This is a genomic window from Tateyamaria sp. GN1-10, from assembly GCF_055693845.1.
The window spans coordinates 2,138,497-2,158,172 of record NZ_JBVFUR010000004.1 but is presented as its reverse complement, the minus strand read 5'-3'; the positions used below and the strand labels follow the sequence as shown (position 1 = coordinate 2,158,172).

Genomic DNA, 19,676 nt, shown 5'->3' with positions numbered 1-19,676 from the left:
GGCGTGCCGGGTTGGCACGCCTTTTTTTGTTTCGCGGGAATGCGCAGCAAGTTGCGCTTTATGCTGTCTTCTCTTCCACTTCTGCGGCGAGAGCTTCGGCTCGGGCCGCCAACTCGGCCAGCGTGTCGGTCACCGCTTGCGGCACGACGGGCACCTCTATCCTTTCCGGCTCTGGCGCGCCCATGGTGCGCAGCCCTTCCAGTTCCGCCTCGCGTTCGGCCAGTTTGGCTTCGACCTCGGCCACGCGATCTTCGACGCTCGCCGTCTTGTCCGCCAGCATCAGACCGGCCATCAGCAGCATCCGCGCTTCCGGCATGCGCCCGGCCTGATCGGCCAGCACCTGCGCTTCGTCATCGAGCATCTTGGCCGCGGAGTGCAGATAGCTTTCTTCACCCTCCTGGCAGGCAACCTGAAAAGGGCGCCCGCCGATGTTGATTGTGACCTCAGGCATCTGCATCCTCCTCTTCCGGGGCTTCGAGTTGGTCGAGCAGCGGGGTCAGCGCCCCGATGATGCTGTTGGCTTCGGCCACATCTGCAGCGCGGGCAGCCCGCAGACCTTCAAGCTCGGCCATCATGGATTTGTTGATCAGGTGCGCTTCCCCGACGCCTTCCTCGTTCGCTGTGCGCAAGGCGGCGTTCGACTCGCGTAACTGCTCGTTCGCCTTGCGCAGCCTTTGGAGTTCAAGGTCCAATTCCTGCACTCGGGCTTGCGCCGCATCGGCAGTGGCCTTGGCGTCGGAGGTGGCAGCTTCTTGCCGTTCGGACAGCTTGCGCACCCGCTCCGTCAGCTGCGCGTTCGCAACACGCTCATCATCCAAGGCTGTTTGCAAGGCCCCCGTGTCGTCGGCCCCTGCCGTGTCCAGCCCCTCAAGGCCGGTGGCGATCCTGTCCATCGCGGCGGTCAGCCGCTGCTGCAATCCGTCGATATCGCTCATTTCCTGTGCCTGTCCCCTTTTTCCTCGCGCATGGGCGCAATGGTTCCATCCGCCCGGACTGTTCAGATCGATTTAGCGTCCGGTTGGGCCTGAGTTTAGCCAAAGAGGTATGGAAATGCGCCCCCCTTTGCGATCAACCACTTGCAGGGCGGCTTTGATGTAGCAAAACGCCGCTTGCCGTCAGATGCCCCGATTTGCTTGGGCACAGCGCCTTGATCTTTGGTCTTTGCCTGATATGCAGCCTCAAACCAAATTCCAAAGGACGAGCAATTCCGTGGATCTGACAGCCCTTCGCACCGCCCATCCCGACCACTGGTCCAAGGCCACCGCCATCCGTGCCTTGACCCTTGATGCCGTGGCCGCCGCCAATTCCGGCCACTCAGGCATGCCCATGGGGATGGCCGATGTGGCCACCGTCCTGTTTGAAAAGCACCTGAAATTCGACGCCAAGTCACCGGACTGGCCCGACCGCGACCGGTTCATTCTGTCTGCCGGTCACGGCTCAATGCTGCTTTATTCCCTGCTGCACCTGACCGGCTACGAGGATATGACCCTTGAGCAGGTCAAGAACTTCCGTCAGTGGGGCGCGATCACTGCAGGCCACCCGGAATATGGCCACGCCAAGGGAATCGAGACTACCACTGGCCCACTGGGCCAAGGCGTTTCGAACGCCGTAGGCTTTGCCATGGCCGAGGAAATCCTGCGCGCCCAATACGGCAAGAAGGTTGTCGATCACTATACCTATGCCATCGCAGGTGATGGATGCCTGATGGAAGGTGTCAGCCAGGAAGCCATCACGCTTGCTGGCCGTCACCAACTGGGCAAGCTGATTGTCTTCTGGGACAACAACAACATCACGATTGACGGGCCGCTATCACTGGCAGACAACACCGACCAGCCGCAGCGCTTCAAGTCTGCAGGCTGGGCCGTGATCGAGATTGACGGCCACGATCCGGAGGCAATTGACGCCGCGATCACCAAGGCGAAGACACAGAAAAAGCCCACCATGATTGCCTGCAAGACGCATATTGCACTGGGTCATGCGGCACAGGATACGTCCAAAGGCCACGGCGCGTTGACCGACCAGACGCAGTTGCAGGACGCCAAGGCGGCATATGGCTGGACCACCGGACCGTTCGATGTGCCCGCCGATGTCAAAGCCGCGTGGGAGGCCATCGGCACCCGTGGGGCCGAAGCGCGCGCAGCCTGGGAAGAGCGGTTTGCCTCCATTTCAGGCTCAAAGCAGGCTCAGTTCAACCGGACCCTCGCCCGTGAGGTGCCCAAGAAGCTGTCGGCTATCATCAAAGCGTTCAAAAAGCAGATGTCGGAAAGCGCGCCCAAGTTGGCGACGCGGGCGGCATCTGAAAAGGCACTTGAAGTCATCAACCCGGTGATGCCTGAAACCGTAGGCGGCTCGGCTGACTTGACCGGATCGAACAACACCAAGACGGGCGATCTGGGTGTGTTCGACACCGACAACCGTGGCGGTCGCTATGTGTACTGGGGTATCCGTGAGCACGGCATGGCCGCCGCAATGAACGGCATGGCGCTGCATGGTGGCATCCGTCCGTATGGCGGCACGTTCATGTGCTTCACTGACTATGCCCGCCCCGCCATGCGTCTGGCGGCCCTGATGAAAATCCCGACGGTGTTCGTCATGACCCATGACAGCATCGGCCTGGGCGAAGATGGCCCGACTCACCAGCCGGTCGAGCACCTGGCCATCAGCCGGGCCACGCCCAATACCATGGTGTTTCGCCCCGCCGATGCGGTGGAAACCGCTGAAAGCTGGGAACTTGCGCTGTCATCCACTGAAACGCCGTCGGTCCTGTCCCTGACCCGTCAGGGCCTGCCGACAGTACGCACAGAGCACAAGCTGAAGAACATGACGGCCCAGGGCGCTTATGTGCTGGCTGAGGCGGAAGGTAAGCGCCAGGTGATTCTGATTGCCTCAGGTTCAGAGGTCTCTATCGCACTCGAAGCCCGTGAAACCCTGCAAAATGCCGGTATCGGTACACGTGTCGTATCCATGCCCTGCATGGAGTTGTTTGCACAGCAGGATGAGAGCTATCGCCGCAAAGTCTTGCCTGCGGGAGCCGCTCGTATCGGCATCGAAGCAGCGGTGCGTCAGGGCTGGGATCGTTGGCTGCTGGGCGAACGTGGCAAGGCCAACAAGGCGAATTTCGTGGGTATGGACGACTTTGGCGCATCCGCGCCTGCCGACGTCCTGTTCGAAAAATTCGGCATCACGGCGGAAATAGTGGTCAAGAAGGCAAAGGCGCTTATGTGAGCGAATGAGTGCCGTTAACGCCCCGGTTGAAATTTTGTGCTGTTATTAGTGTCCCAGGTGTGGAAACTGGCACACACGTATTTGGAGAGTGAGCGCAAACAATAGGGCACGCGTGATTGGCATATTGATCATAGCCACAATTCTGGCCGCCGGTGGGGCAATAACAGCTTTGGCAATGGGCGCCAGTTGGTGGGTTGCCCTGCTTATCTATTCGTTCGGCGGCGCGGCTTTGACCGTTGCCATGACTATGCTTGTTTCGCTTAGAAAAGATACGTGTGATCCCGCCCTGCCCATGTCTTCTGCGGCAGAATCTCAGGACTCGATGGTGGACGCCAAGATCAGTCCCAAGCCGCACGCGGAAACGGTCTGACATCAGATCGCCCGCGCCAGGAAAACTGTACTTAGCTTAATGATCAGGCACGCGAAAGCGATGCAGACACGCCGCGCCAGATCGGCGTGATGATCTTTTCTCCAACCGGAATGAGTGCAAAGCCCAAGGCAAGGCCCAAGATTCCATCAACGCCAGCCTTGGTGATCCAAGACACAAAGCCCGACGCCCCCTCGACCATGGCTCCCGCCGATTTGCCGAGGCCATAGATTATCTCTTCCGGTGTGTGCCAACCCATTTCTGCCAAACCGTGCACGATGATGGACCCACCAACCCACAGCATGGCTGCCGTTCCGACGATTGTCAGCAGCTTCATAAAGCCTGGCATCACCTTGACCAGCCCTCGCCCCAGCGCGCGTGTCAGGCCAAGGCGACCATTGTTTGCCATGGCGAGGCCAGCGTCATCCGCCTTCACGATCAATGCAACGGATCCATAGACCGCCACTGTAATCATGATGGCCACCGCCGCCAGCGTCGCGGCTTCCATCCAAAAATTGCTTTCGGGGATGGCTGCCAGTGAGATCGTCATGATCTCCGCCGATAGGATAAAATCGGTCTTGATGGCACCTTGGGCCTTCTGCTCTTCCAGATGCGCCGGGTCTTGAACTTCAGTCTCTTTGCCTGGGTAATCATCGTGCCCATGGCCCCACCCCAGCACATGCGCCACCTTCTCCGCCCCTTCGAAACACAAATAGGCTCCGCCCAGCATCAGAAGCGGCGGAATGGCCCAAGGCGCGAAGTTGGCCAGCAGCAGACCGATGGGCAACAGGAACACGAGCTTGTTCTTGAACGACCCCTTGGCGATACGCCAGATGATTGGCAATTCGCGGTCAGCTGAAAAGCCCGCAACGTATTTCGGCGTCACCGCAGCGTCGTCGATCACAGCGCCAGCCGCCTTTGCCCCTGCCTTGGCCGCCTGCCCAATCACATCATCCACCGATGCGGCCGCCACTTTGGCGATTCCCGCAACGTCGTCCAAAAGAGCCAAAAGTCCGCTCATTTCGCCCGTTCCCTCGTTTTGTCCTTACGTTAGCGCATAACACAGTGTGGCGGTTCCGCATACTGTTAGCGCGAACTGCATACAATGGAACACGTTTATCGCTAACACTCTGATTAATATTCTCTTTTCCCCTTCTCTCATTGCGGCGTAGCGGCTATCACGCTCGCGACATTCAAGCTGCCCCAGCGGAAGGACGACCGGAAACATGACCATCAAAGTCGGAATTAACGGGTTTGGACGCATTGGGCGCTGCACCCTCAGCCATATTGCAACGTCGCTGCGCAACGACATCGACGTGGTGGCTGTGAACGCCACGGGGCCGTTGGAAACGGCCGCCCACCTGATCAAGTATGACAGCGTGCACGGTCGTTTCCCAAACGAGGTGAAACTGACCAACGATACGATGGATCTGGGCCGTGGGCCGATCCGCATGATGTCCACCTACGACATGAATGAATTGGACTGGACCGGCGTGGACGTGGTGCTGGAATGCACGGGCAAGTTCAACGACGGCGAAAAGGCCAAGGTCCACATGGACCGCGGCGCTAAGAAAGTGCTGCTGTCGGCGCCGGGCAAAAACGTGGACAAGACGGTTGTCTTCGGCGTGAACGACGAACAGCTCGCCGCCAATGACCGGATGATTTCCAACGGGTCGTGTACCACGAACTGCCTTGCCCCACTGGCCAAGGTTCTGGACCGCGCGTTTGGCATCGAACGCGGTGTGATGACCACGATCCACAGCTACACGGGCGATCAGCCGACACTGGACCGTCGGCACGACGATTTATACCGGGCCCGCGCCGCGGCGATGGCCATGATCCCAACCTCGACCGGTGCTGCCAAGGCTCTGGGCGAAGTCCTACCGAACCTCGCAGGCAAGCTCGATGGCACCGCCATGCGCGTGCCCACGCCGAATGTGAGCGCCGTGGACCTGACATTTGAAGCCAGTCGCGACGTGACCGTCGAAGAGGTCAATGCCGCCATGGCCGAGGCTGCAGCCGGCCCCATGGGTCGTGTGCTGGCCTATGATGACGAACAGAAGGTCAGCGTTGATTTCAACCACACCGAACACTCGTCCATCTTTGCCCCCGACCAGACAAAGGTGGTGGGCAACCGAATGGTGCGCGTGCTGGCATGGTATGACAATGAATGGGCGTTTTCGGTCCGCATGGCAGATGTCGCGGTTGCCATGGGTCGCCTGACCTGAACAACTCTACAGGTTGCAAGCATCGGGTGGGGCTGTCACAACAGCCCTGCCCTTTTTCTTTGTGACGCAGCCCCATGACCAACCGCATCGCCCTTGTCCTTGCCCTGCTGATCATCGGCGCGATCACCCTGGATGTGATGCTGTATGGTAAGGAACACCTCATTTTCCTGGGCAAGAAATTCGCTGAGCTGCTGGAGTGGATCGCGTTCTGGCGCTGACCCGCGCCCGACATGTCGCACCGATTTGACCGGCATCCCCGGTTGACAATCGCGTCGCTTTGCATTTGTTAGCGGTAACGGCGCTCCCCTCAGCTTCGGGGCCGCGTTCAGACATCATTCTGACACCAGACATGGGGGATACCATGGCCATCAAAGTTGCAATCAACGGGTTCGGGCGCATCGGGCGCAACGTGCTACGCGCGATCGTCGAAAGCGGTCGGACAGATATCGAGGTGGTCGCGATCAACGACCTCGGGCCGGTCGAGACCAACGCCCACCTGCTGCAATATGACAGCGTGCACGGCCGCTTCCCCGCGACGGTGACCGTCGCAGGCGACAGCATCGACGTGGGCCATGGCCCCATCAAGGTCACGGCAGAGCGCAACCCCGCCGACCTGCCTTGGAGCCATGTAGACATCGTGATGGAATGTACCGGCATCTTCACCTCGAAAGAGGCGTGTCAGGCGCATCTTGAGAACGGCAGCAGCCGCGTGCTGATCTCTGCCCCCGGCAAGAACGCCGACAAAACCATCGTCTATGGTGTAAACCATGACACCCTGTCGGGTGACGATGTGGTTGTGTCGAACGCCTCCTGCACCACCAACTGCCTGACGCCCGTCGCCAAGGTGCTGCATGACCAGTTCGGCATCAAGCGCGGCTTCATGACCACCGTGCACAGCTATACCGGCGACCAGCCAACGCTGGACACGATGCACAAGGATCTCTACCGCGCCCGCGCTGCGGCGCTGTCGATGATCCCCACCTCGACCGGGGCAGCCAAGGCCGTTGGTCTGGTCATGCCGGAACTGAACGGCAAGTTGGACGGTGTGGCGATCCGCGTCCCCACACCGAACGTATCCTGTGTCGACCTCACGGTTGAGGTGAATGGCGACGTGACCGTTGAGCAGATTAACGCAGCCATGACCGAAGCCGCCGCCGCTGGCCCACTGAAAGGTGTGCTGGGCATAACGGACGCCAAACTGGTGTCGATGGACTTCAACCACGATCCGCACTCGTCGATCTTTGCCACCGACCAGACCAAGGTCATGGATGGCAACATGGTCCGTATCCTGAGCTGGTATGACAACGAATGGGGTTTCTCGAACCGCATGGGTGACACAGCGGTTGAGATGGGCAACTACCTCTGACCTTTATCGCACCACAGATCGAAAAGGCGCCCCACATGGGCGCCTTTTTTGTTTGCAGCCCCGGCCCCGCGACACAACGCAGATATCCGAGTGGCCACTCGATCTTTCCCGCTTGACGCGCCCCTGTTTCTAGCAGATCGTTTTTTGCGATGGTTCCCGGATGCCGACGGCTAACCGGGATGAAAAGGGAATACGGTGAGGATGCCGATTGGTGCCAAATCCGTAACTGCCCCCGCAACTGTGAGCGGTGAGCGACCCCGATGATCACCACTGAACGCCTGCGTTCGGGAAGGATCGGGCAAGCCCGGACCCGCGAGTCAGGAGACCTGCCATCATCGATGTAACTTCAACCCGGACGGGGCGTCCGGACAGGAAGCCATGATGGTTTTTGCGGAACGACCCGCCAAAAGTGACATGTCTGCCGTACGCCTCGAACTATCGCGGAGGGCGACATGGGCCAACCACCACAGAAGATCACGATATGTACATCCTGTCGGCACAAGGGCAGCAATTGCCGACCCGGCTATGAACTGATTGCAAAATTGCGCGCTGCGATTGCCGCGGCGGGCGACAGCATCACGGACGAGTTTGAAATCTCTGGCGTGGCCTGCATGGCCGGATGCGATCGCCCCTGCACCGTTGCCTATCATGGCACCCGCAAGGCCACTTACCTGTTTGGGGATATCGAAGCGGACACAGACATAGACGACCTCATGGCATTTGCCCGGCAATATGCACAGATGGACGACGGATGGTGTTCATCAGTGGACCGCCCCGGAAAATTGCGCACATCAACACTTGCCCGGGTCCCGGCCGCCATCATCGCGCTGGAAGACAGCAACGTGCGGGCGTCATGAGCGCCGCTGATCTTGTTGCCGAAAACGTCAGTTGGACACCACAGCGTGGCTCGGCCCCGCTGCTGAAACCGACCAGCTTTCACGTTCAGGCTGGGCAGGTTCTGGGTGTCGTTGGGCCAAACGGGGCTGGTAAATCAACGCTGCTGCGGATGATCTACCGCTACTACCGCCCTTCGACCGGCCAAATTCGCATCGCTGGCAAAGACATCTGGTCTGTCCCGCCGCGCACGGCGGCGCAACGTGTGGCGGCGGTCTTGCAGGAACAGGTCTCTTCCTTTGGACTGACAGTGCGCGAGGTCGTGACACTGGGTCGCACACCGCACGGCGCCGGGTTTTCCGCCAGCGGCGCACGAGATGCTGGCATCGTCGCAAGCACGATCAAGCAGTTGCACCTTCAGGATTTCGCGGATCGGGACGTGGCAACACTGTCAGGTGGAGAACGGCAGCGGGTTATGGTGGCCCGTGCACTGGCGCAGGAACCGCAGGTCCTGGTGCTGGATGAGCCGACCAACCACCTTGATATCCGTCATCAGCTCGAGGTGCTGGCACTGATCCGCCAGCTTGACCTCACCATCATCGTCTCGCTGCACGACCTGAACATGGCCGCGCAGACCTGTGACGCCATCCTGCTTCTTGAGAATGGCCACACCAAGGGCTTTGGCCCTCCCGATCAGGTGCTGACCGAAGCACAGGTGTCATCCGCATTCCGTGTCGATGCGCGGCGCGAGCGGCTGAGCCCAAGCGATACCAAACATTTTTCATTCCATTTGCCGACATAGGGCCCCCAATGAAATTCACACTCACCACCCTCATCGCCATCCTGTGCGCCACCGGCGCATTCGCACAAACCACGGTGCAAAGCTGTGACCGTACTGTCACCTTCGATGCCCCGCCACAGGCTGCAATCTCGAACGACGTAAACCTGACCGAGATGATGCTTGTGCTTGGCCTTGCAGACCGGATGGTCGGTTACACAGGTATTTCGGGCTGGAAAACACTGGACGAAGAGATGACGGCGGGCATCGAAGCGCTGCCAGAACTGTCCGCAAAATACCCCAGCAAAGAGGTGCTGATAGGCGCAGACGCAGACTTCTTCTTTGCCGGTTGGAACTACGGCATAAAGGTTGGGGGCGACGTTACACCCGAAACGCTCGCGCCCTTTGGCATCGACGTCTACGAATTGACGGAAAGCTGCATTCACATCGGCGACAAAGATGCCGCCAGCATGGACGACATGTACAACGACCTGCTGAACCTGGGTGCGATTTTTGACGTTTCTGACAAGGCCGAAGCATTGGTCGCAGACTACCGCGCCGATCTGGAGGGGTTTACGGCGGAGCTAGAGCCACTTGAGGCGGCCCCCCGTGTCTTTGTCTATGACAGTGGTGAAGATGTGCCATTTACGGCAGGGCGCTATGCCATGCCCAACGCCCTGATCGAAGCAGCGGGTGGCGCCAACATCATGAATGACTTTGAAAAAAGTTGGGCCACCGTCGGTTGGGAAGCGGTGGTTGAGCGCAATCCCGAAATCATTGTGATCGTGAATTACGGTGAGGTCACAGCTGAGGAAAAACGCGCCTTCATGATGTCCAACCCCGCCTTTGCCGAGATTGATGCAGTCAAAAATAATCGCTTCGTCACCTTGGAATATGTCGAGGCAACACCGGGTCCCCGCAACATCAACGCGGTCAAGACGCTCGCCGCCGCATTCCGCGTGGAGTGATCCGCATGGAGAGAACCAATGCAGCTGTAAAAAACCGCACTTTGACGCGCCCGTTCGCGATCATGGTGAGCTTTGCTGTTCTGGTCCTTTCCATTTCTGCAGCTATTGGCCTGGGTGCGATTCCGATCCCGATGTCGGTGGTTTGGGGCGTAGTCGCTAGCAAGATATCGCCCGACTGGGTGCCCGTGGCATGGTCCTCGGGTCGCGAGGCGATAGTGTGGGACATCCGCTTTCCCCGCACGCTTCTGGCCTGTTGTGTCGGGGCCGGACTTGCAATGGTCGGGGCCAGCCTGCAGGCCGTTACGCGCAACCCGCTGGCCGATCCCCATCTTCTGGGCATCTCTGCCGGCGGCGCGTTTGGCGCCATTCTGGCCTTGCTGCATACGGGTCTGTTTCTGGGCCTGCTCACCGTACCGCTTTTGGCCTTCCTTGGTGCGCTCGCAGCGACGCTGCTTGTGCTGGCGGTGTCCCAGTTTGCCTCGGCAACCAGCGCAGATCGTCTGATCCTCGCAGGTGTTGCCGTGTCCTTCATCGTCATGTCACTGGCCAACATGCTGATCTTTCTTGGTGATCCGCGCGCAACCCATACTGTAGTGTTCTGGATGCTGGGTGGGCTTGGCCTCGCCCAGTGGGGCCAGCTTGTCTTTCCATTTGCAATCCTGGTCGCAGGCGGCGCTTACCTGCGGTTCAACTCCAGCAACCTGAATGCCATGACCATCGGAGATGAAACAGCATCCACATTGGGTATCCCCGTGGCTCGGTTTCGCCTCTCCGTTTTCGTGGTGGGCGCGCTGATCACCGGTGTCATGGTGGCCTTCTCCGGCATCATCGGTTTTGTTGGCCTGATGGTGCCACACATCGTGCGCCTGATCGTCGGGGGCGACTATGCGCGCGTTCTACCTGCTTCTGCCCTACTGGGTGCCGTGTTCCTGATCTGGGCCGATGTTCTTGCGCGCACATTCATGGCGCCCGACGAGGTGCCAATTGGCGTCATCACCGGGCTAATTGGTGGTGTCTTCTTTGTCTGGCTGCTGCGACGGCGCGTGGGCTAGGTAAAGTTCCCTCGACAAACGTGTCGAAAGATCCAGATCAACCGAACCGCTGTTCCAGCGCGTCATTCACAAGCGGTGTCACAAATTTACTGACATCGCCCCCAAGGCGGGCGATTTCCTTGACCAGCTTGGATGCAATCGCCTGGTGTTCGGCTTCGGCCATCAGGAATACGGTTTCGATGCTGTTATCAAGCTGGCGGTTCATGCCGACCATCTGGAATTCGTATTCAAAATCGGCAACGGCCCGCAGTCCACGAATGATAAGCTGTGCTCCGACGTCACGAGCACAATCGATCAACAGGTTTTCAAAGGGATGGGCGACAATCTCGGTCCCCGTCTGCGCGCTCAACTTCGCGCATTCGGCCTCGATCATTGCCACGCGTTCTTCCAATGAGAACAAAGGCCCTTTGTCGCGGTTGATGGCAACGCCAATCACCAACCTGTCGACCATGGGACTGGCCCGCCGAATGATATCAATGTGCCCCAGCGTGATGGGATCGAAGGTGCCAGGGTAAAGGCCGATGCGCATTGGCGGCTCCGTCAGTCGTCTTGGCCGCAATGCAGCATTTCAGACACGCGATTGCAAGCAAACACGACGCAAGCGTCTGGTCAGTGGCCCATAATCATGCCTTGAAGCGCTTCCTTCTCCATCGACAGCTCGGTCAGCCGCGCCTTGACCACGTCGCCGAGGGTGATCAAGCCCACAAGTTGTCCGTCCTCGACGACGGGCATGTGGCGAAATCGGCCTTCCGTCATCTGGGCCAAGATATCGTCCGCCTTGTCGTCGCGCTGGCATGTCACCAGTTTCGACGTCATGAAGTTGTCCACCGGCTCGTTCAGGATGGCTCCACCCCGCTTGGCCAGAAACCGCACGATGTCGCGCTCCGACAGGATACCCTCGGCGGTTAGCCCATCTGTTGAGATGACGACTGTCCCGATCCTGCGCTCGGCAAGGATCTTCGCCGCTTCGGACACCTGCGTGCCGGGTTTCACCGTAACAACAGCGTCATCGGATTTGGATTTGAGAATCTGGTGCACAAGCATGGATCTGGACCTCGTCAATACTGCGACATAACTCAGCGTCTGCCGCCAAGGCCCTGTCTGTCAAGTGTACGAACGTCGCCCGGCGATCCACTGCCGGTTGAAATTTGTCCATGAGCGCGCACCCCAAGCATCAAAAAAGAAGTTGAATATATTCTCGCAAGAGCTTGATTTTATTTATACATATCCTTCAAGTCTCGCAATCTCGGACCGGACACCCTGCACCAAAAGCTCGGCAAACGCGCTCAACCGTCGGTCACGGGTGTCAGACTGATGCCGGATCAGGAAAAAACTGCGCAACAGAGACATCTGGTCCAGAAGCACGCGGCGCAGACCAGGTGCGAATGGCAAGGCAAAGTCGTGCACCACACCGACGCCCGCACCCTGCCGCAGAAGGTTCAACTGCACCGCGACCGAGTTGGACGCCAGTGCAACCCGTTCGACCCCGGCATCGGCCAGATAATCCAGTTCTCGATCAAAGATCATGTCAGGGATGTATCCAACAATCCGGTGTGACTGCAGGTCGGTCATCTTGGCCAGCGGCGCGGCACCCTCCAAATAAGTCTCGCTGGCAGCCAGATGCAGCCGGTAATCTGTAATACGTTGCACCGTCAGCTGCCCCGCTGTCGGTGCACTTACGCCAATGGCCAGATCCGCCTCGCGCCGGGACAGGTTGAACACCCGGGGCAAGGCAACGATCTGAATATCGAGCGCGGGGTGCGCTTTCCCCAAGGCGGCACAGACCTGCGGCAGCACGTAGTTCGCGCATCCATCCGGTGCACCGATGCGCACCTGACCGGTCAACCCGGTCTCAGCCTGGGTAGGCCCTGCCCCGGAAATCCCTTCCGTTGCGGCGCGCATGGCGGCCTCTGCGGTTTCTGCCCGCTCCAGCAACTGCGCCCCCGCATCCGTCAACGCATATCCCTGCGGAGATTTGCGAAACAGAACCACATCCAGATCCCGCTCCAGTCGCGCCACACGCCGACCCAAGGTCGCGGCATCCTTGCGGACATCCTTGGCGGCCGCCGAAAGCGTTTCAGCGCGCGCCACTGCCAGAAACAGGCGCAGATCATCCCAATGTGGCAGCATCAAAACCCCTTCCAATCTGCAAAAATGCAAAATGGTTTTGCCTACTTGCCTCTTTTGCCAGATATTTTGCAAGACTATCCTGCCGCCAACTTCGAAATTCAACACCCCCTCGGGAGGACGCAGAATGCAGGAACTGACCCACTACATCGATGGTGCCCACGTCAAAGGAACATCGGGCCGTTTTGCCGACGTCATGAACCCCGCCACGGGTGAGGTGCAGGCAAGGGTGCCGCTCGCTTCGGCAAGCGAATTGGCCCATGCCGTCGACATTGCTGCCAAAGCGCAACCGGCTTGGGCGGCCACCAACCCGCAACGCCGGGCACGCGTCCTGATGAAATTCGTGACTTTGCTCAACCGCGACATGGACAAGCTGGCCGAAGCGCTCAGCCGCGAGCACGGCAAGACACTTCCCGATGCGGCAGGCGACGTGCAGCGCGGCCTCGAAGTTGTCGAGTACTGCATCGGCGCGCCGCACCTGCTGAAAGGCGAATACACCGACAGCGCCGGCCCCGGCATCGATATGTACTCCATGCGTCAGGCGCTGGGTGTGACGGCGGGCATCACGCCATTCAACTTCCCCGCCATGATCCCGATGTGGATGTTCGCGCCTGCCATCGCCTGCGGCAACGCCTTCATCCTGAAACCCTCCGAGCGCGACCCGTCGGTTCCCCTGATGCTGGCCGAATTGATGGAAGAGGCGGGCCTGCCCAAAGGTATCCTGCAAGTGGTCAATGGCGACAAGGAAGCCGTGGACGCGATCCTGCACCACGACGTGATCCAGTCCATTGGCTTTGTCGGATCAACCCCCATCGCCGAATACATCTATGCCACGGGCTGTGCGAACGGCAAACGCGTTCAGTGCTTTGGCGGGGCCAAGAACCATATGATCGTCATGCCCGATGCCGACATGGATCAGGCCGCCGATGCGCTGGTCGGTGCAGGCTATGGCGCAGCGGGCGAACGCTGCATGGCAATCTCGGTGGCGGTGCCCGTCGGCGACGAAACCGCAGACCGTCTGATTGAAAAACTGGTGCCGCGCATCGAAAAGCTCAAGGTTGGCCCCTACACCGCAGGCAATGACGTGGACTATGGCCCCGTTGTGACCGGCGCAGCCAAGGCCAACATCGAACGGCTTGTGCAAACCGGTATTGATCAGGGCGCCGAACTGGTTGTCGATGGGCGTGATTTTAAACTGCAAGGCTACGAAGAGGGATACTTTGTCGGTCCGCATCTTTTCGACCGTGCGACCAAAGACATGGATATCTACAAGCAGGAAATCTTTGGCCCTGTCCTGACAACTGTCCGCGCACAAACCTACGAAGAGGCCATCGGCCTCGCCATGGATCATGAATACGGAAACGGGACCGCAATCTTCACCCGGGACGGTGACACGGCCCGCGATTTTGCCAACCGAATCAACATCGGCATGGTAGGCATTAATGTCCCAATTCCCGTGCCATTGGCCTATCATACATTTGGGGGCTGGAAAAAATCCGTATTTGGTGACCTAAATCAACACGGTCCTGACGCATTTAAGTTCTATACGCGTACGAAGACAGTGACGGCCCGTTGGCCATCTGGAATAAAGGAAGGCGGAGAATTTTCGATCCCCGTAATGGAATAGCATGCCCATACGTTTTCGCATCATCCCGGACCGCGGCTTGGTCGTGGTCCGGTATTCAGGTTTCGTGACCATAGACGACACACTCGGTGCCACCCAAACCTATTTGGCCCACCCGCACTATGCGCTTGGCCAAAAGCAGTTGGTCGATTTCAGCAGCATCACCGACTATGAACGGGACTATGTTCGTTTCATGCAGATGCAAGCGACCAAAGTAGATCGCTTTGCTAACTCCGGCGTGCAATCGCTTGTTGTCTATATCGCACCAACGCAGATCAGTCAGGAACTGAGCGCGTTGTTCATCAAATCCTGGGACAACGTGGATGCGGTTGTGCCGATGGTGCAGCACTCGGAATCCGAGGCACTGACGCTACTTGGTCAGCCTGAAAAATCCCTTGATATGCTTCTGCCCCCGGTCGGAAAGCAGGCCTTGCAATAGTCCTGCAAACATCGGAATTTAACGTGCGTTCAATTCAAGCCATTGCGCTATGGGAGGCAGCATGGATTTCGCACTGACCGAGGAACAGACCGCAATTTTCGACATGGCCCATGCCTTTGGCCAGTCCGAGATCGCGCCCCATGCGCGCGATTGGGAAGCTGCTGGCACCATCCCCAAGGACCTGTGGCCCAAGGTCGGTGAACTGGGCTTTGCTTCGCTCTATGTCTCGGAAGATGCGGGCGGCGCGGGTCTGTCGCGGCTTGATGCAACGCTGGTGTTCGAAGCACTAAGCATGGCCTGCCCGTCCGTTGCGGCCTTCCTGTCGATCCACAACATGTGCGCCAAGATGCTCGACAGCTTTGCGGGTGACAATCTGAAGGCCCGCGTGATGCCGGACGTCCTGAGCATGAACACCGTGCTCAGCTATTGCCTGACCGAACCCGGCTCTGGCTCCGACGCGGCGGCCTTGCGCACCCGTGCGGATCGCACGAATGAAGGCTACACCCTGAACGGCACCAAAGCGTTCATCTCTGGTGGCGGATACTCGGATGCGTATGTCTGCATGGTGCGCACTGGAGAAGACGGGCCAAAGGGCGTGTCCACAGTCTATGTCGAAGACGGCACCGAAGGTTTGTCATTTGGTGGGTTGGAAGACAAGATGGGCTGGCGCAGCCAACCCACTGCGCAGGTCCAGTTCGACAATTGCAATATCCCCAGCGGCAATCTGGTCGGAGAAGAAGGCCAAGGCTTTAAATATGCGATGATGGGCCTTGATGGTGGTCGTCTGAACATTGCCGCCTGTTCATTGGGCGCAGCCCAGACGGCTTTGAATGTGACGCTGGCCTATATGGGCGAGCGCAAGGCGTTTGGTCAGCCCATCGACCAGTTCCAGGGCCTGCAATTCCGCCTCGCGGATATGGAGATCGAACTGCAAGCCGCCCGCACCTTCCTGCGCCAAGCCGCATGGAAGCTCGACAATGGCGCGCCTGATGCCACCAAATTCTGCGCCATGGCCAAGAAGTTCGTAACTGACGCTGGGTCCAAGGTCGTTGACCAGTGCCTGCAATTGCACGGCGGTTACGGCTATCTGGCGGATTACGGTATCGAAAAACTGGTCCGCGATTTGCGCGTGCATCAGATCCTCGAAGGCACCAATGAAATCATGCGCGTGATCGTGGCGCGCGACATGTTGAAGAACCGATGACCGACATCAAGCGCTTCGATACGGACAAACGGATGAGCCAGGCGGTTGTGCACGGCGAGACCGCTTATCTTGCCGGGCAGTGTGGCACCGCCTTTGCACCGATCCAGATCCAAACACGCGAAGCGCTGGCCAAGGTCGATCATGACCTTGCCGCCATGGGCACTGACAAAACCCGATTGCTGTCCGTGACCATCTGGCTCGCCTCCATATCCGACTATGACGCCATCAACGAGGTTTGGGATGCATGGGTGCCCGCTAGCACCGCCCCCGCCCGGTCGTGTGGAGAGGTACAGATTGGTGGCGAAGGCTACGACATCGAAATCATCTGCACGGCGGCCTTGCCATGACTGACATCTCCATCCGTATCACCGGGCGCGCGGGCCGAATCACCTTGCAGCGTCCCCAAGCGCTCAACGCGATGACCTATGACATGTGCCTCGCCATCGAGGCGGCACTGGACGCATGGCGCAGCGATGACAGTGTCGAAGTGGTGGTGTTCGACGCGATCGGCGACCGCGCCTTCTGCTCGGGCGGTGACATTGCCGAACTCTACGAAACCGGAACCAAGGGTGACTATGCCTACGGCCAAACATTCTGGGCCGATGAATACCGCCTGAACCACAAGATCTTTCACTATCCCAAACCGGTGGTCAGCTTCCTGCAAGGGTTCACCATGGGCGGCGGCGTCGGCATTGGGTGTCACGGGTCGCACCGGGTTGTGGGCGACAGCAGCCAGATCGCGATGCCGGAATGCGGCATCGGCCTTGTTCCGGATGTGGGCGGGTCGCTGATGCTCGCCCTCGCCCCGGGTCGCCTGGGGGAGTACCTAGGCACGACCGCCGCGCGGATGAATTCAAGCGACTCGATCTTTGCTGGCTTCGCGGACCACTACGTGGCCGAAGCACACTGGCCCGCCCTGATCGCCACGCTTGAGGCCACGGGCGACACATCTTGCATCGCTGCTGCCACCACGGATCCGGAGAGCGGACCACTTCAACAAGCGATGCCCGATATCGACAGACACTTTCATGGCGCGTCACTCAACGATGTGCTGACCACGCTGCGGGACGAGGACAGCGACTTTGCCCGCGATACACGCAAGCGCATGGGCCGCAACAGCCCCCTCTCCATGGCCTGTACCATCGAAGCCCTGCACCGCCTGCGCGGTCCATCGCTGACCTTGGAAAAGGCGCTGGACCTTGAATACCGCTTCACCGCGCGCGCAATGGAGCATGGTGACTTCCTTGAAGGGATCAGGGCGGCCATCATAGACAAAGACCGCGCACCGAAATGGCAATACGCCGACGGCGCGGTCCCGCCCGCCGCGGTCAGCAAGATGCTGATGCCGCTTGGGGACATGGCACTCAAACTGGGAGGAACGGGCATGAAGATCGGATTTGTTGGGCTGGGCAACATGGGTGCCCCGATGGCCGCGAACCTTGCCAAGGCCGGGCATACGGTGACCGGGTTCGACGTGGCCGGAACCACGGCCGAGGGCGTCGCGAATGCCCCAAGCGCTGCTGAGGCCGCCACCGATCAGGACATCGTCATCACGATGCTGCCCAATGGCGACATCCTGCGCGCTGTAGCCGCCGAAGTGATCCCCGCGATGAAACCCGGCGCAACTCTGATCGACTGCTCGACTGTTGATGTGGAAAGCGCGCGCGCGGTCGCTGAACAAGCGGATGCGGCCGGCCTGGGCTGTGTCGATGCGCCCGTATCGGGTGGCATTGGCGGCGCTGCTGGTGGAACGCTCACCTTCATGGCGGGCGGCAGCACCGCAGCTTTCGAAGCAGCCAAGCCCCTCTTCGACATCATGGGCCAGAAGGCCGTGCACTGTGGCGATGCAGGCGCAGGTCAGGCGGCCAAGATCTGCAACAACATGATCCTCGGCGCGACCATGATCGCCACCTGCGAAGCCTTTGCCCTGGCCGACAAACTCGGACTTGACCGACAAAAAATGTTCGATGTGGTCAGCACATCCTCGGGCTATTCTTGGACAATGAACGCCTACTGCCCTGCCCCAGGCGTCGGCCCGCAAAGCCCGGCAGACAATGGCTACACCCCGGGCTTCGCCGCAGAACTGATGCTGAAAGATCTTGGGCTGAGCCAGCAGGCGGCAGAGGCTGTGGACGCGGACACCCCGATGGGTCAACGCGCGCTGGAACTCTACCGCCAGTTTGTCGAAAACGAGGATGGTCTGGGCAAGGACTTCAGCGCCATGCTGCCACGGTTCGAAACCCGCGGGCGCGGCTGACTTCTATTTCCCCACGGTGATCAGCATCAAGCCCGCAAAAATCACAAACACAAGGAACAGGGCCACGATGATCAGGGCTGGATACCCCCATGTTGCAATGGCCAGCCCCCATGCGACCACCAGGGCCAATATGCCCAACAGCACATAAAGCTCCGTACCAACCACGGCAGAGAACATGGTGCGCGCAGCCTCAGATATTTTCTGCATCCCGGCTCGGATAAAACCCAACTGTCGCGCAGCGTTGGTGTTTGTCGTGGTCATGCTTGGTCCGCTCCATCAAAGGTTTCCCATCAGATAAGAGACCTAGAACCGCTTTAAATGCGGCATTCTGACCAAAACAATCGGGCTTACCTCACGTCGTTTTTCCAAACGACACAAGGGCGCAGTGGAAACGATGTGCAACGCGTCCCTGCCCGGTCCGCGCCTCACATAGCAATCAGTGGTTCAGGACCCGGGCAGGCTCACTTCCCCGCCTGAGCTTTCCTTCACCTTCACATCCATCGGCGCACCTTCCACTTTAATGTCACCGCCACTGGAGGCGCGTGCAAACAAGGTCCCGGAGACATGTATTTCGATGTCCGACCCGCTTGAGGCGCGTGCATGGACGTCCCGGCATTCCAGATCTTCACCATCAATGTCCGACCCACTAGAGGCCTCGACCACAAGGGACCCGCAGGAGCCGCGCACGTCCAGGTCCGAGCCCGAACTGGCCTTGAGGAACACCGTTTCGGTGTCCAACCCGTCAATATCGACATCGGCACCACTGCTGCTCATCGCTTCGAACGCATCGGTAAACGTGCCCGAGACTTCGACGTCAACCCCGCGACTGCCAATGATCGACGTCAACTCTGGCATATGCACCGTGACGGTATAGTAATCGGCCATCCCCATGAGGATCATCGACGATCCACCCTGGCGTTTGATCGACAACGTGTCGCCATCCTGTTCCACCACCAGGCGACGTTCGCGCGCAGTGCCAGAGACATCGGACACAACGCGGTAGTCCGAGCCTGAAAACACCCGGACCGTCACACCATCAGCGGCGATTATCTTGGTAAAACCTGAAAAGTCATGAACTGTTTCGCGAGCCGCCAGCGGGGTGGCCAAGGCAACCGCACAGACAGCCGACACGACGTACAAAGGTCGTCTCATCTTCACTCTCCCGATGTGAATACGAAGATGAGATGGTGTTAATCAGATTAACATT

The 19,676-nt window shown here is 59.3% G+C and carries 22 protein-coding genes, 1 pseudogene and 1 riboswitch; of the genes and pseudogenes, 15 read left to right on the top strand and 8 right to left on the bottom strand.

The window, feature by feature from the left end:
• Nucleotides 1–58: 58 nt before the first annotated feature.
• Complete coding sequence (locus ACZ1HN_RS12525) at nucleotides 59–451, bottom strand: cell division protein ZapA (RefSeq protein ID WP_299206483.1); 393 nt, start codon at nucleotides 449–451, stop codon at nucleotides 59–61.
• Nucleotides 444–935, bottom strand: a complete 492-nt coding sequence (locus ACZ1HN_RS12520; RefSeq protein WP_472727739.1) for a hypothetical protein — start codon at nucleotides 933–935, stop codon at nucleotides 444–446. Before ACZ1HN_RS12520 ends, ACZ1HN_RS12525 begins: the two co-directional genes overlap by 8 nt.
• Before the next feature lie 274 nt (nucleotides 936–1,209).
• On the opposite strand from ACZ1HN_RS12520, the gene tkt reads away from it, so the two are divergent.
• Nucleotides 1,210–3,225: a transketolase gene (tkt, locus tag ACZ1HN_RS12515; RefSeq protein WP_472727738.1), complete on the top strand. Its 2,016-nt coding sequence runs from the start codon at nucleotides 1,210–1,212 to the stop codon at nucleotides 3,223–3,225.
• Between the two features lie 112 nt (nucleotides 3,226–3,337).
• Entirely contained in the window at nucleotides 3,338–3,595 is a 258-nt protein-coding gene (locus tag ACZ1HN_RS12510; protein ID WP_472727737.1) for a hypothetical protein, read from the top strand.
• Nucleotides 3,596–3,638: 43 nt separating this feature from the next.
• Here the strand turns inward: ACZ1HN_RS12510 and ACZ1HN_RS12505 are convergent, their stop codons facing one another.
• Nucleotides 3,639–4,613: a DUF808 domain-containing protein gene (locus ACZ1HN_RS12505; protein WP_472727736.1), complete on the bottom strand. Its 975-nt coding sequence runs from the start codon at nucleotides 4,611–4,613 to the stop codon at nucleotides 3,639–3,641.
• A 205-nt stretch (nucleotides 4,614–4,818) separates the two neighbouring features.
• Between ACZ1HN_RS12505 and gap (ACZ1HN_RS12500) the strand changes: the two genes are divergently transcribed.
• From gap (ACZ1HN_RS12500) to ACZ1HN_RS12470, 7 genes are all read left to right on the top strand, one after another.
• Nucleotides 4,819–5,820, top strand: coding sequence for a type I glyceraldehyde-3-phosphate dehydrogenase (gap, locus tag ACZ1HN_RS12500; protein ID WP_472727735.1), 1,002 nt, complete (start codon nucleotides 4,819–4,821; stop codon nucleotides 5,818–5,820).
• A 74-nt stretch (nucleotides 5,821–5,894) separates the two neighbouring features.
• Nucleotides 5,895–6,038 carry a hypothetical protein gene (locus ACZ1HN_RS12495; RefSeq protein WP_189368609.1) on the top strand — a complete coding sequence of 48 codons (144 nt, stop codon included), beginning with the start codon at nucleotides 5,895–5,897 and terminating at the stop codon, nucleotides 6,036–6,038.
• A 143-nt stretch (nucleotides 6,039–6,181) separates the two neighbouring features.
• Entirely contained in the window at nucleotides 6,182–7,186 is a 1,005-nt protein-coding gene (gene gap, locus ACZ1HN_RS12490; protein ID WP_472727734.1) for a type I glyceraldehyde-3-phosphate dehydrogenase, read from the top strand.
• Nucleotides 7,187–7,319: 133 nt separating this feature from the next.
• A riboswitch (cobalamin riboswitch) is annotated at nucleotides 7,320–7,534 on the top strand.
• Nucleotides 7,535–7,638: 104 nt separating this feature from the next.
• Nucleotides 7,639–8,043 (top strand): DUF1636 family protein, encoded by a 405-nt coding sequence (locus ACZ1HN_RS12485; protein WP_472727733.1) that lies wholly within the window; start codon nucleotides 7,639–7,641, stop codon nucleotides 8,041–8,043.
• Nucleotides 8,040–8,822, top strand: a complete 783-nt coding sequence (locus tag ACZ1HN_RS12480; protein ID WP_472727732.1) for an ABC transporter ATP-binding protein — start codon at nucleotides 8,040–8,042, stop codon at nucleotides 8,820–8,822. The genes ACZ1HN_RS12485 and ACZ1HN_RS12480 overlap by 4 nt, the downstream gene beginning before the upstream one ends.
• Nucleotides 8,823–8,830: 8 nt before the next feature.
• Nucleotides 8,831–9,766, top strand: coding sequence for an ABC transporter substrate-binding protein (locus ACZ1HN_RS12475; protein ID WP_472727731.1), 936 nt, complete (start codon nucleotides 8,831–8,833; stop codon nucleotides 9,764–9,766).
• Nucleotides 9,767–9,828: 62 nt separating this feature from the next.
• Complete coding sequence (locus ACZ1HN_RS12470) at nucleotides 9,829–10,818, top strand: FecCD family ABC transporter permease (protein ID WP_472729318.1); 990 nt, start codon at nucleotides 9,829–9,831, stop codon at nucleotides 10,816–10,818.
• A 37-nt stretch (nucleotides 10,819–10,855) separates the two neighbouring features.
• On the opposite strand, the gene coaD is transcribed toward ACZ1HN_RS12470, so the two are convergent.
• The 3 genes from coaD to ACZ1HN_RS12455 form a co-directional block, all read right to left on the bottom strand.
• A complete protein-coding gene (gene coaD / locus ACZ1HN_RS12465; RefSeq protein ID WP_299206508.1) occupies nucleotides 10,856–11,347 on the bottom strand; it encodes a pantetheine-phosphate adenylyltransferase in 492 nt (163 codons plus the stop codon).
• 80 nt (nucleotides 11,348–11,427) lie between these two features.
• Nucleotides 11,428–11,862, bottom strand: a complete 435-nt coding sequence (locus ACZ1HN_RS12460; RefSeq protein WP_472727730.1) for a CBS domain-containing protein — start codon at nucleotides 11,860–11,862, stop codon at nucleotides 11,428–11,430.
• 174 nt (nucleotides 11,863–12,036) lie between these two features.
• On the bottom strand, nucleotides 12,037–12,948 hold the full coding sequence (locus ACZ1HN_RS12455; RefSeq protein WP_472727729.1) for a LysR family transcriptional regulator: 912 nt from the start codon (nucleotides 12,946–12,948) through the stop codon (nucleotides 12,037–12,039).
• A 124-nt stretch (nucleotides 12,949–13,072) separates the two neighbouring features.
• On the opposite strand from ACZ1HN_RS12455, the gene ACZ1HN_RS12450 reads away from it, so the two are divergent.
• The 6 genes and pseudogenes from ACZ1HN_RS12450 (at nucleotide 13,073) to mmsB (ending at nucleotide 18,469) form a co-directional block, all read left to right on the top strand.
• Complete coding sequence (locus tag ACZ1HN_RS12450; RefSeq protein WP_472727728.1) at nucleotides 13,073–14,572, top strand: CoA-acylating methylmalonate-semialdehyde dehydrogenase; 1,500 nt, start codon at nucleotides 13,073–13,075, stop codon at nucleotides 14,570–14,572.
• A gap of 1 nt (nucleotide 14,573) precedes the next feature.
• The gene (locus tag ACZ1HN_RS12445; protein ID WP_299206516.1) at nucleotides 14,574–15,008 is read left to right on the top strand and encodes a hypothetical protein; all 435 of its coding nucleotides are present in this window, start codon (nucleotides 14,574–14,576) and stop codon (nucleotides 15,006–15,008) included.
• 61 nt (nucleotides 15,009–15,069) lie between these two features.
• On the top strand, nucleotides 15,070–16,212 hold the full coding sequence (locus ACZ1HN_RS12440) for an acyl-CoA dehydrogenase family protein (RefSeq protein WP_472727727.1): 1,143 nt from the start codon (nucleotides 15,070–15,072) through the stop codon (nucleotides 16,210–16,212).
• Complete coding sequence (locus tag ACZ1HN_RS12435; protein ID WP_472727726.1) at nucleotides 16,209–16,559, top strand: RidA family protein; 351 nt, start codon at nucleotides 16,209–16,211, stop codon at nucleotides 16,557–16,559. Before ACZ1HN_RS12440 ends, ACZ1HN_RS12435 begins: the two co-directional genes overlap by 4 nt.
• Nucleotides 16,556–17,515 (top strand): annotated as a pseudogene (locus tag ACZ1HN_RS12430) (enoyl-CoA hydratase/isomerase family protein); the annotation flags it as partial. The gene ACZ1HN_RS12435 and the pseudogene ACZ1HN_RS12430, both read left to right, overlap by 4 nt.
• A gap of 81 nt (nucleotides 17,516–17,596) precedes the next feature.
• Nucleotides 17,597–18,469 (top strand): 3-hydroxyisobutyrate dehydrogenase, encoded by an 873-nt coding sequence (mmsB, locus tag ACZ1HN_RS12425; RefSeq protein ID WP_472729317.1) that lies wholly within the window; start codon nucleotides 17,597–17,599, stop codon nucleotides 18,467–18,469.
• Nucleotides 18,470–18,472: 3 nt separating this feature from the next.
• Here the strand turns inward: mmsB and ACZ1HN_RS12420 are convergent, their stop codons facing one another.
• Nucleotides 18,473–18,730: a hypothetical protein gene (locus ACZ1HN_RS12420; RefSeq protein ID WP_472727725.1), complete on the bottom strand. Its 258-nt coding sequence runs from the start codon at nucleotides 18,728–18,730 to the stop codon at nucleotides 18,473–18,475.
• A 183-nt stretch (nucleotides 18,731–18,913) separates the two neighbouring features.
• On the bottom strand, nucleotides 18,914–19,621 hold the full coding sequence (locus ACZ1HN_RS12415; protein WP_472727724.1) for a head GIN domain-containing protein: 708 nt from the start codon (nucleotides 19,619–19,621) through the stop codon (nucleotides 18,914–18,916).
• Nucleotides 19,622–19,676: the final 55 nt, after the last annotated feature.

Bases quoted from the DNA above. Each gene is read 5' to 3' on its own strand.
- ACZ1HN_RS12435 (WP_472727726.1), top strand. From the start codon at position 16,209: ATGACCGACATCAAGCGCTTCGATACGGACAAACGGATGAGCCAGGCG.
- ACZ1HN_RS12525 (WP_299206483.1), bottom strand. From the start codon at position 451: ATGCCTGAGGTCACAATCAACATCGGCGGGCGCCCTTTTCAGGTTGCC.
- ACZ1HN_RS12480 (WP_472727732.1), top strand. From the start codon at position 8,040: ATGAGCGCCGCTGATCTTGTTGCCGAAAACGTCAGTTGGACACCACAG.
- ACZ1HN_RS12415 (WP_472727724.1), bottom strand. From the start codon at position 19,621: ATGAGACGACCTTTGTACGTCGTGTCGGCTGTCTGTGCGGTTGCCTTG.
- ACZ1HN_RS12495 (WP_189368609.1), top strand. From the start codon at position 5,895: ATGACCAACCGCATCGCCCTTGTCCTTGCCCTGCTGATCATCGGCGCG.
- ACZ1HN_RS12460 (WP_472727730.1), bottom strand. From the start codon at position 11,862: ATGCTTGTGCACCAGATTCTCAAATCCAAATCCGATGACGCTGTTGTT.
- ACZ1HN_RS12440 (WP_472727727.1), top strand. From the start codon at position 15,070: ATGGATTTCGCACTGACCGAGGAACAGACCGCAATTTTCGACATGGCC.
- coaD (WP_299206508.1), bottom strand. From the start codon at position 11,347: ATGCGCATCGGCCTTTACCCTGGCACCTTCGATCCCATCACGCTGGGG.
- ACZ1HN_RS12505 (WP_472727736.1), bottom strand. From the start codon at position 4,613: ATGAGCGGACTTTTGGCTCTTTTGGACGACGTTGCGGGAATCGCCAAA.
- mmsB (WP_472729317.1), top strand. From the start codon at position 17,597: ATGAAGATCGGATTTGTTGGGCTGGGCAACATGGGTGCCCCGATGGCC.
- ACZ1HN_RS12475 (WP_472727731.1), top strand. From the start codon at position 8,831: ATGAAATTCACACTCACCACCCTCATCGCCATCCTGTGCGCCACCGGC.
- ACZ1HN_RS12455 (WP_472727729.1), bottom strand. From the start codon at position 12,948: ATGCTGCCACATTGGGATGATCTGCGCCTGTTTCTGGCAGTGGCGCGC.
- gap (WP_472727734.1), top strand. From the start codon at position 6,182: ATGGCCATCAAAGTTGCAATCAACGGGTTCGGGCGCATCGGGCGCAAC.
- ACZ1HN_RS12445 (WP_299206516.1), top strand. From the start codon at position 14,574: ATGCCCATACGTTTTCGCATCATCCCGGACCGCGGCTTGGTCGTGGTC.
- ACZ1HN_RS12520 (WP_472727739.1), bottom strand. From the start codon at position 935: ATGAGCGATATCGACGGATTGCAGCAGCGGCTGACCGCCGCGATGGAC.
- ACZ1HN_RS12485 (WP_472727733.1), top strand. From the start codon at position 7,639: ATGGGCCAACCACCACAGAAGATCACGATATGTACATCCTGTCGGCAC.
- ACZ1HN_RS12420 (WP_472727725.1), bottom strand. From the start codon at position 18,730: ATGACCACGACAAACACCAACGCTGCGCGACAGTTGGGTTTTATCCGA.
- ACZ1HN_RS12470 (WP_472729318.1), top strand. From the start codon at position 9,829: ATGGTGAGCTTTGCTGTTCTGGTCCTTTCCATTTCTGCAGCTATTGGC.
- gap (WP_472727735.1), top strand. From the start codon at position 4,819: ATGACCATCAAAGTCGGAATTAACGGGTTTGGACGCATTGGGCGCTGC.
- ACZ1HN_RS12450 (WP_472727728.1), top strand. From the start codon at position 13,073: ATGCAGGAACTGACCCACTACATCGATGGTGCCCACGTCAAAGGAACA.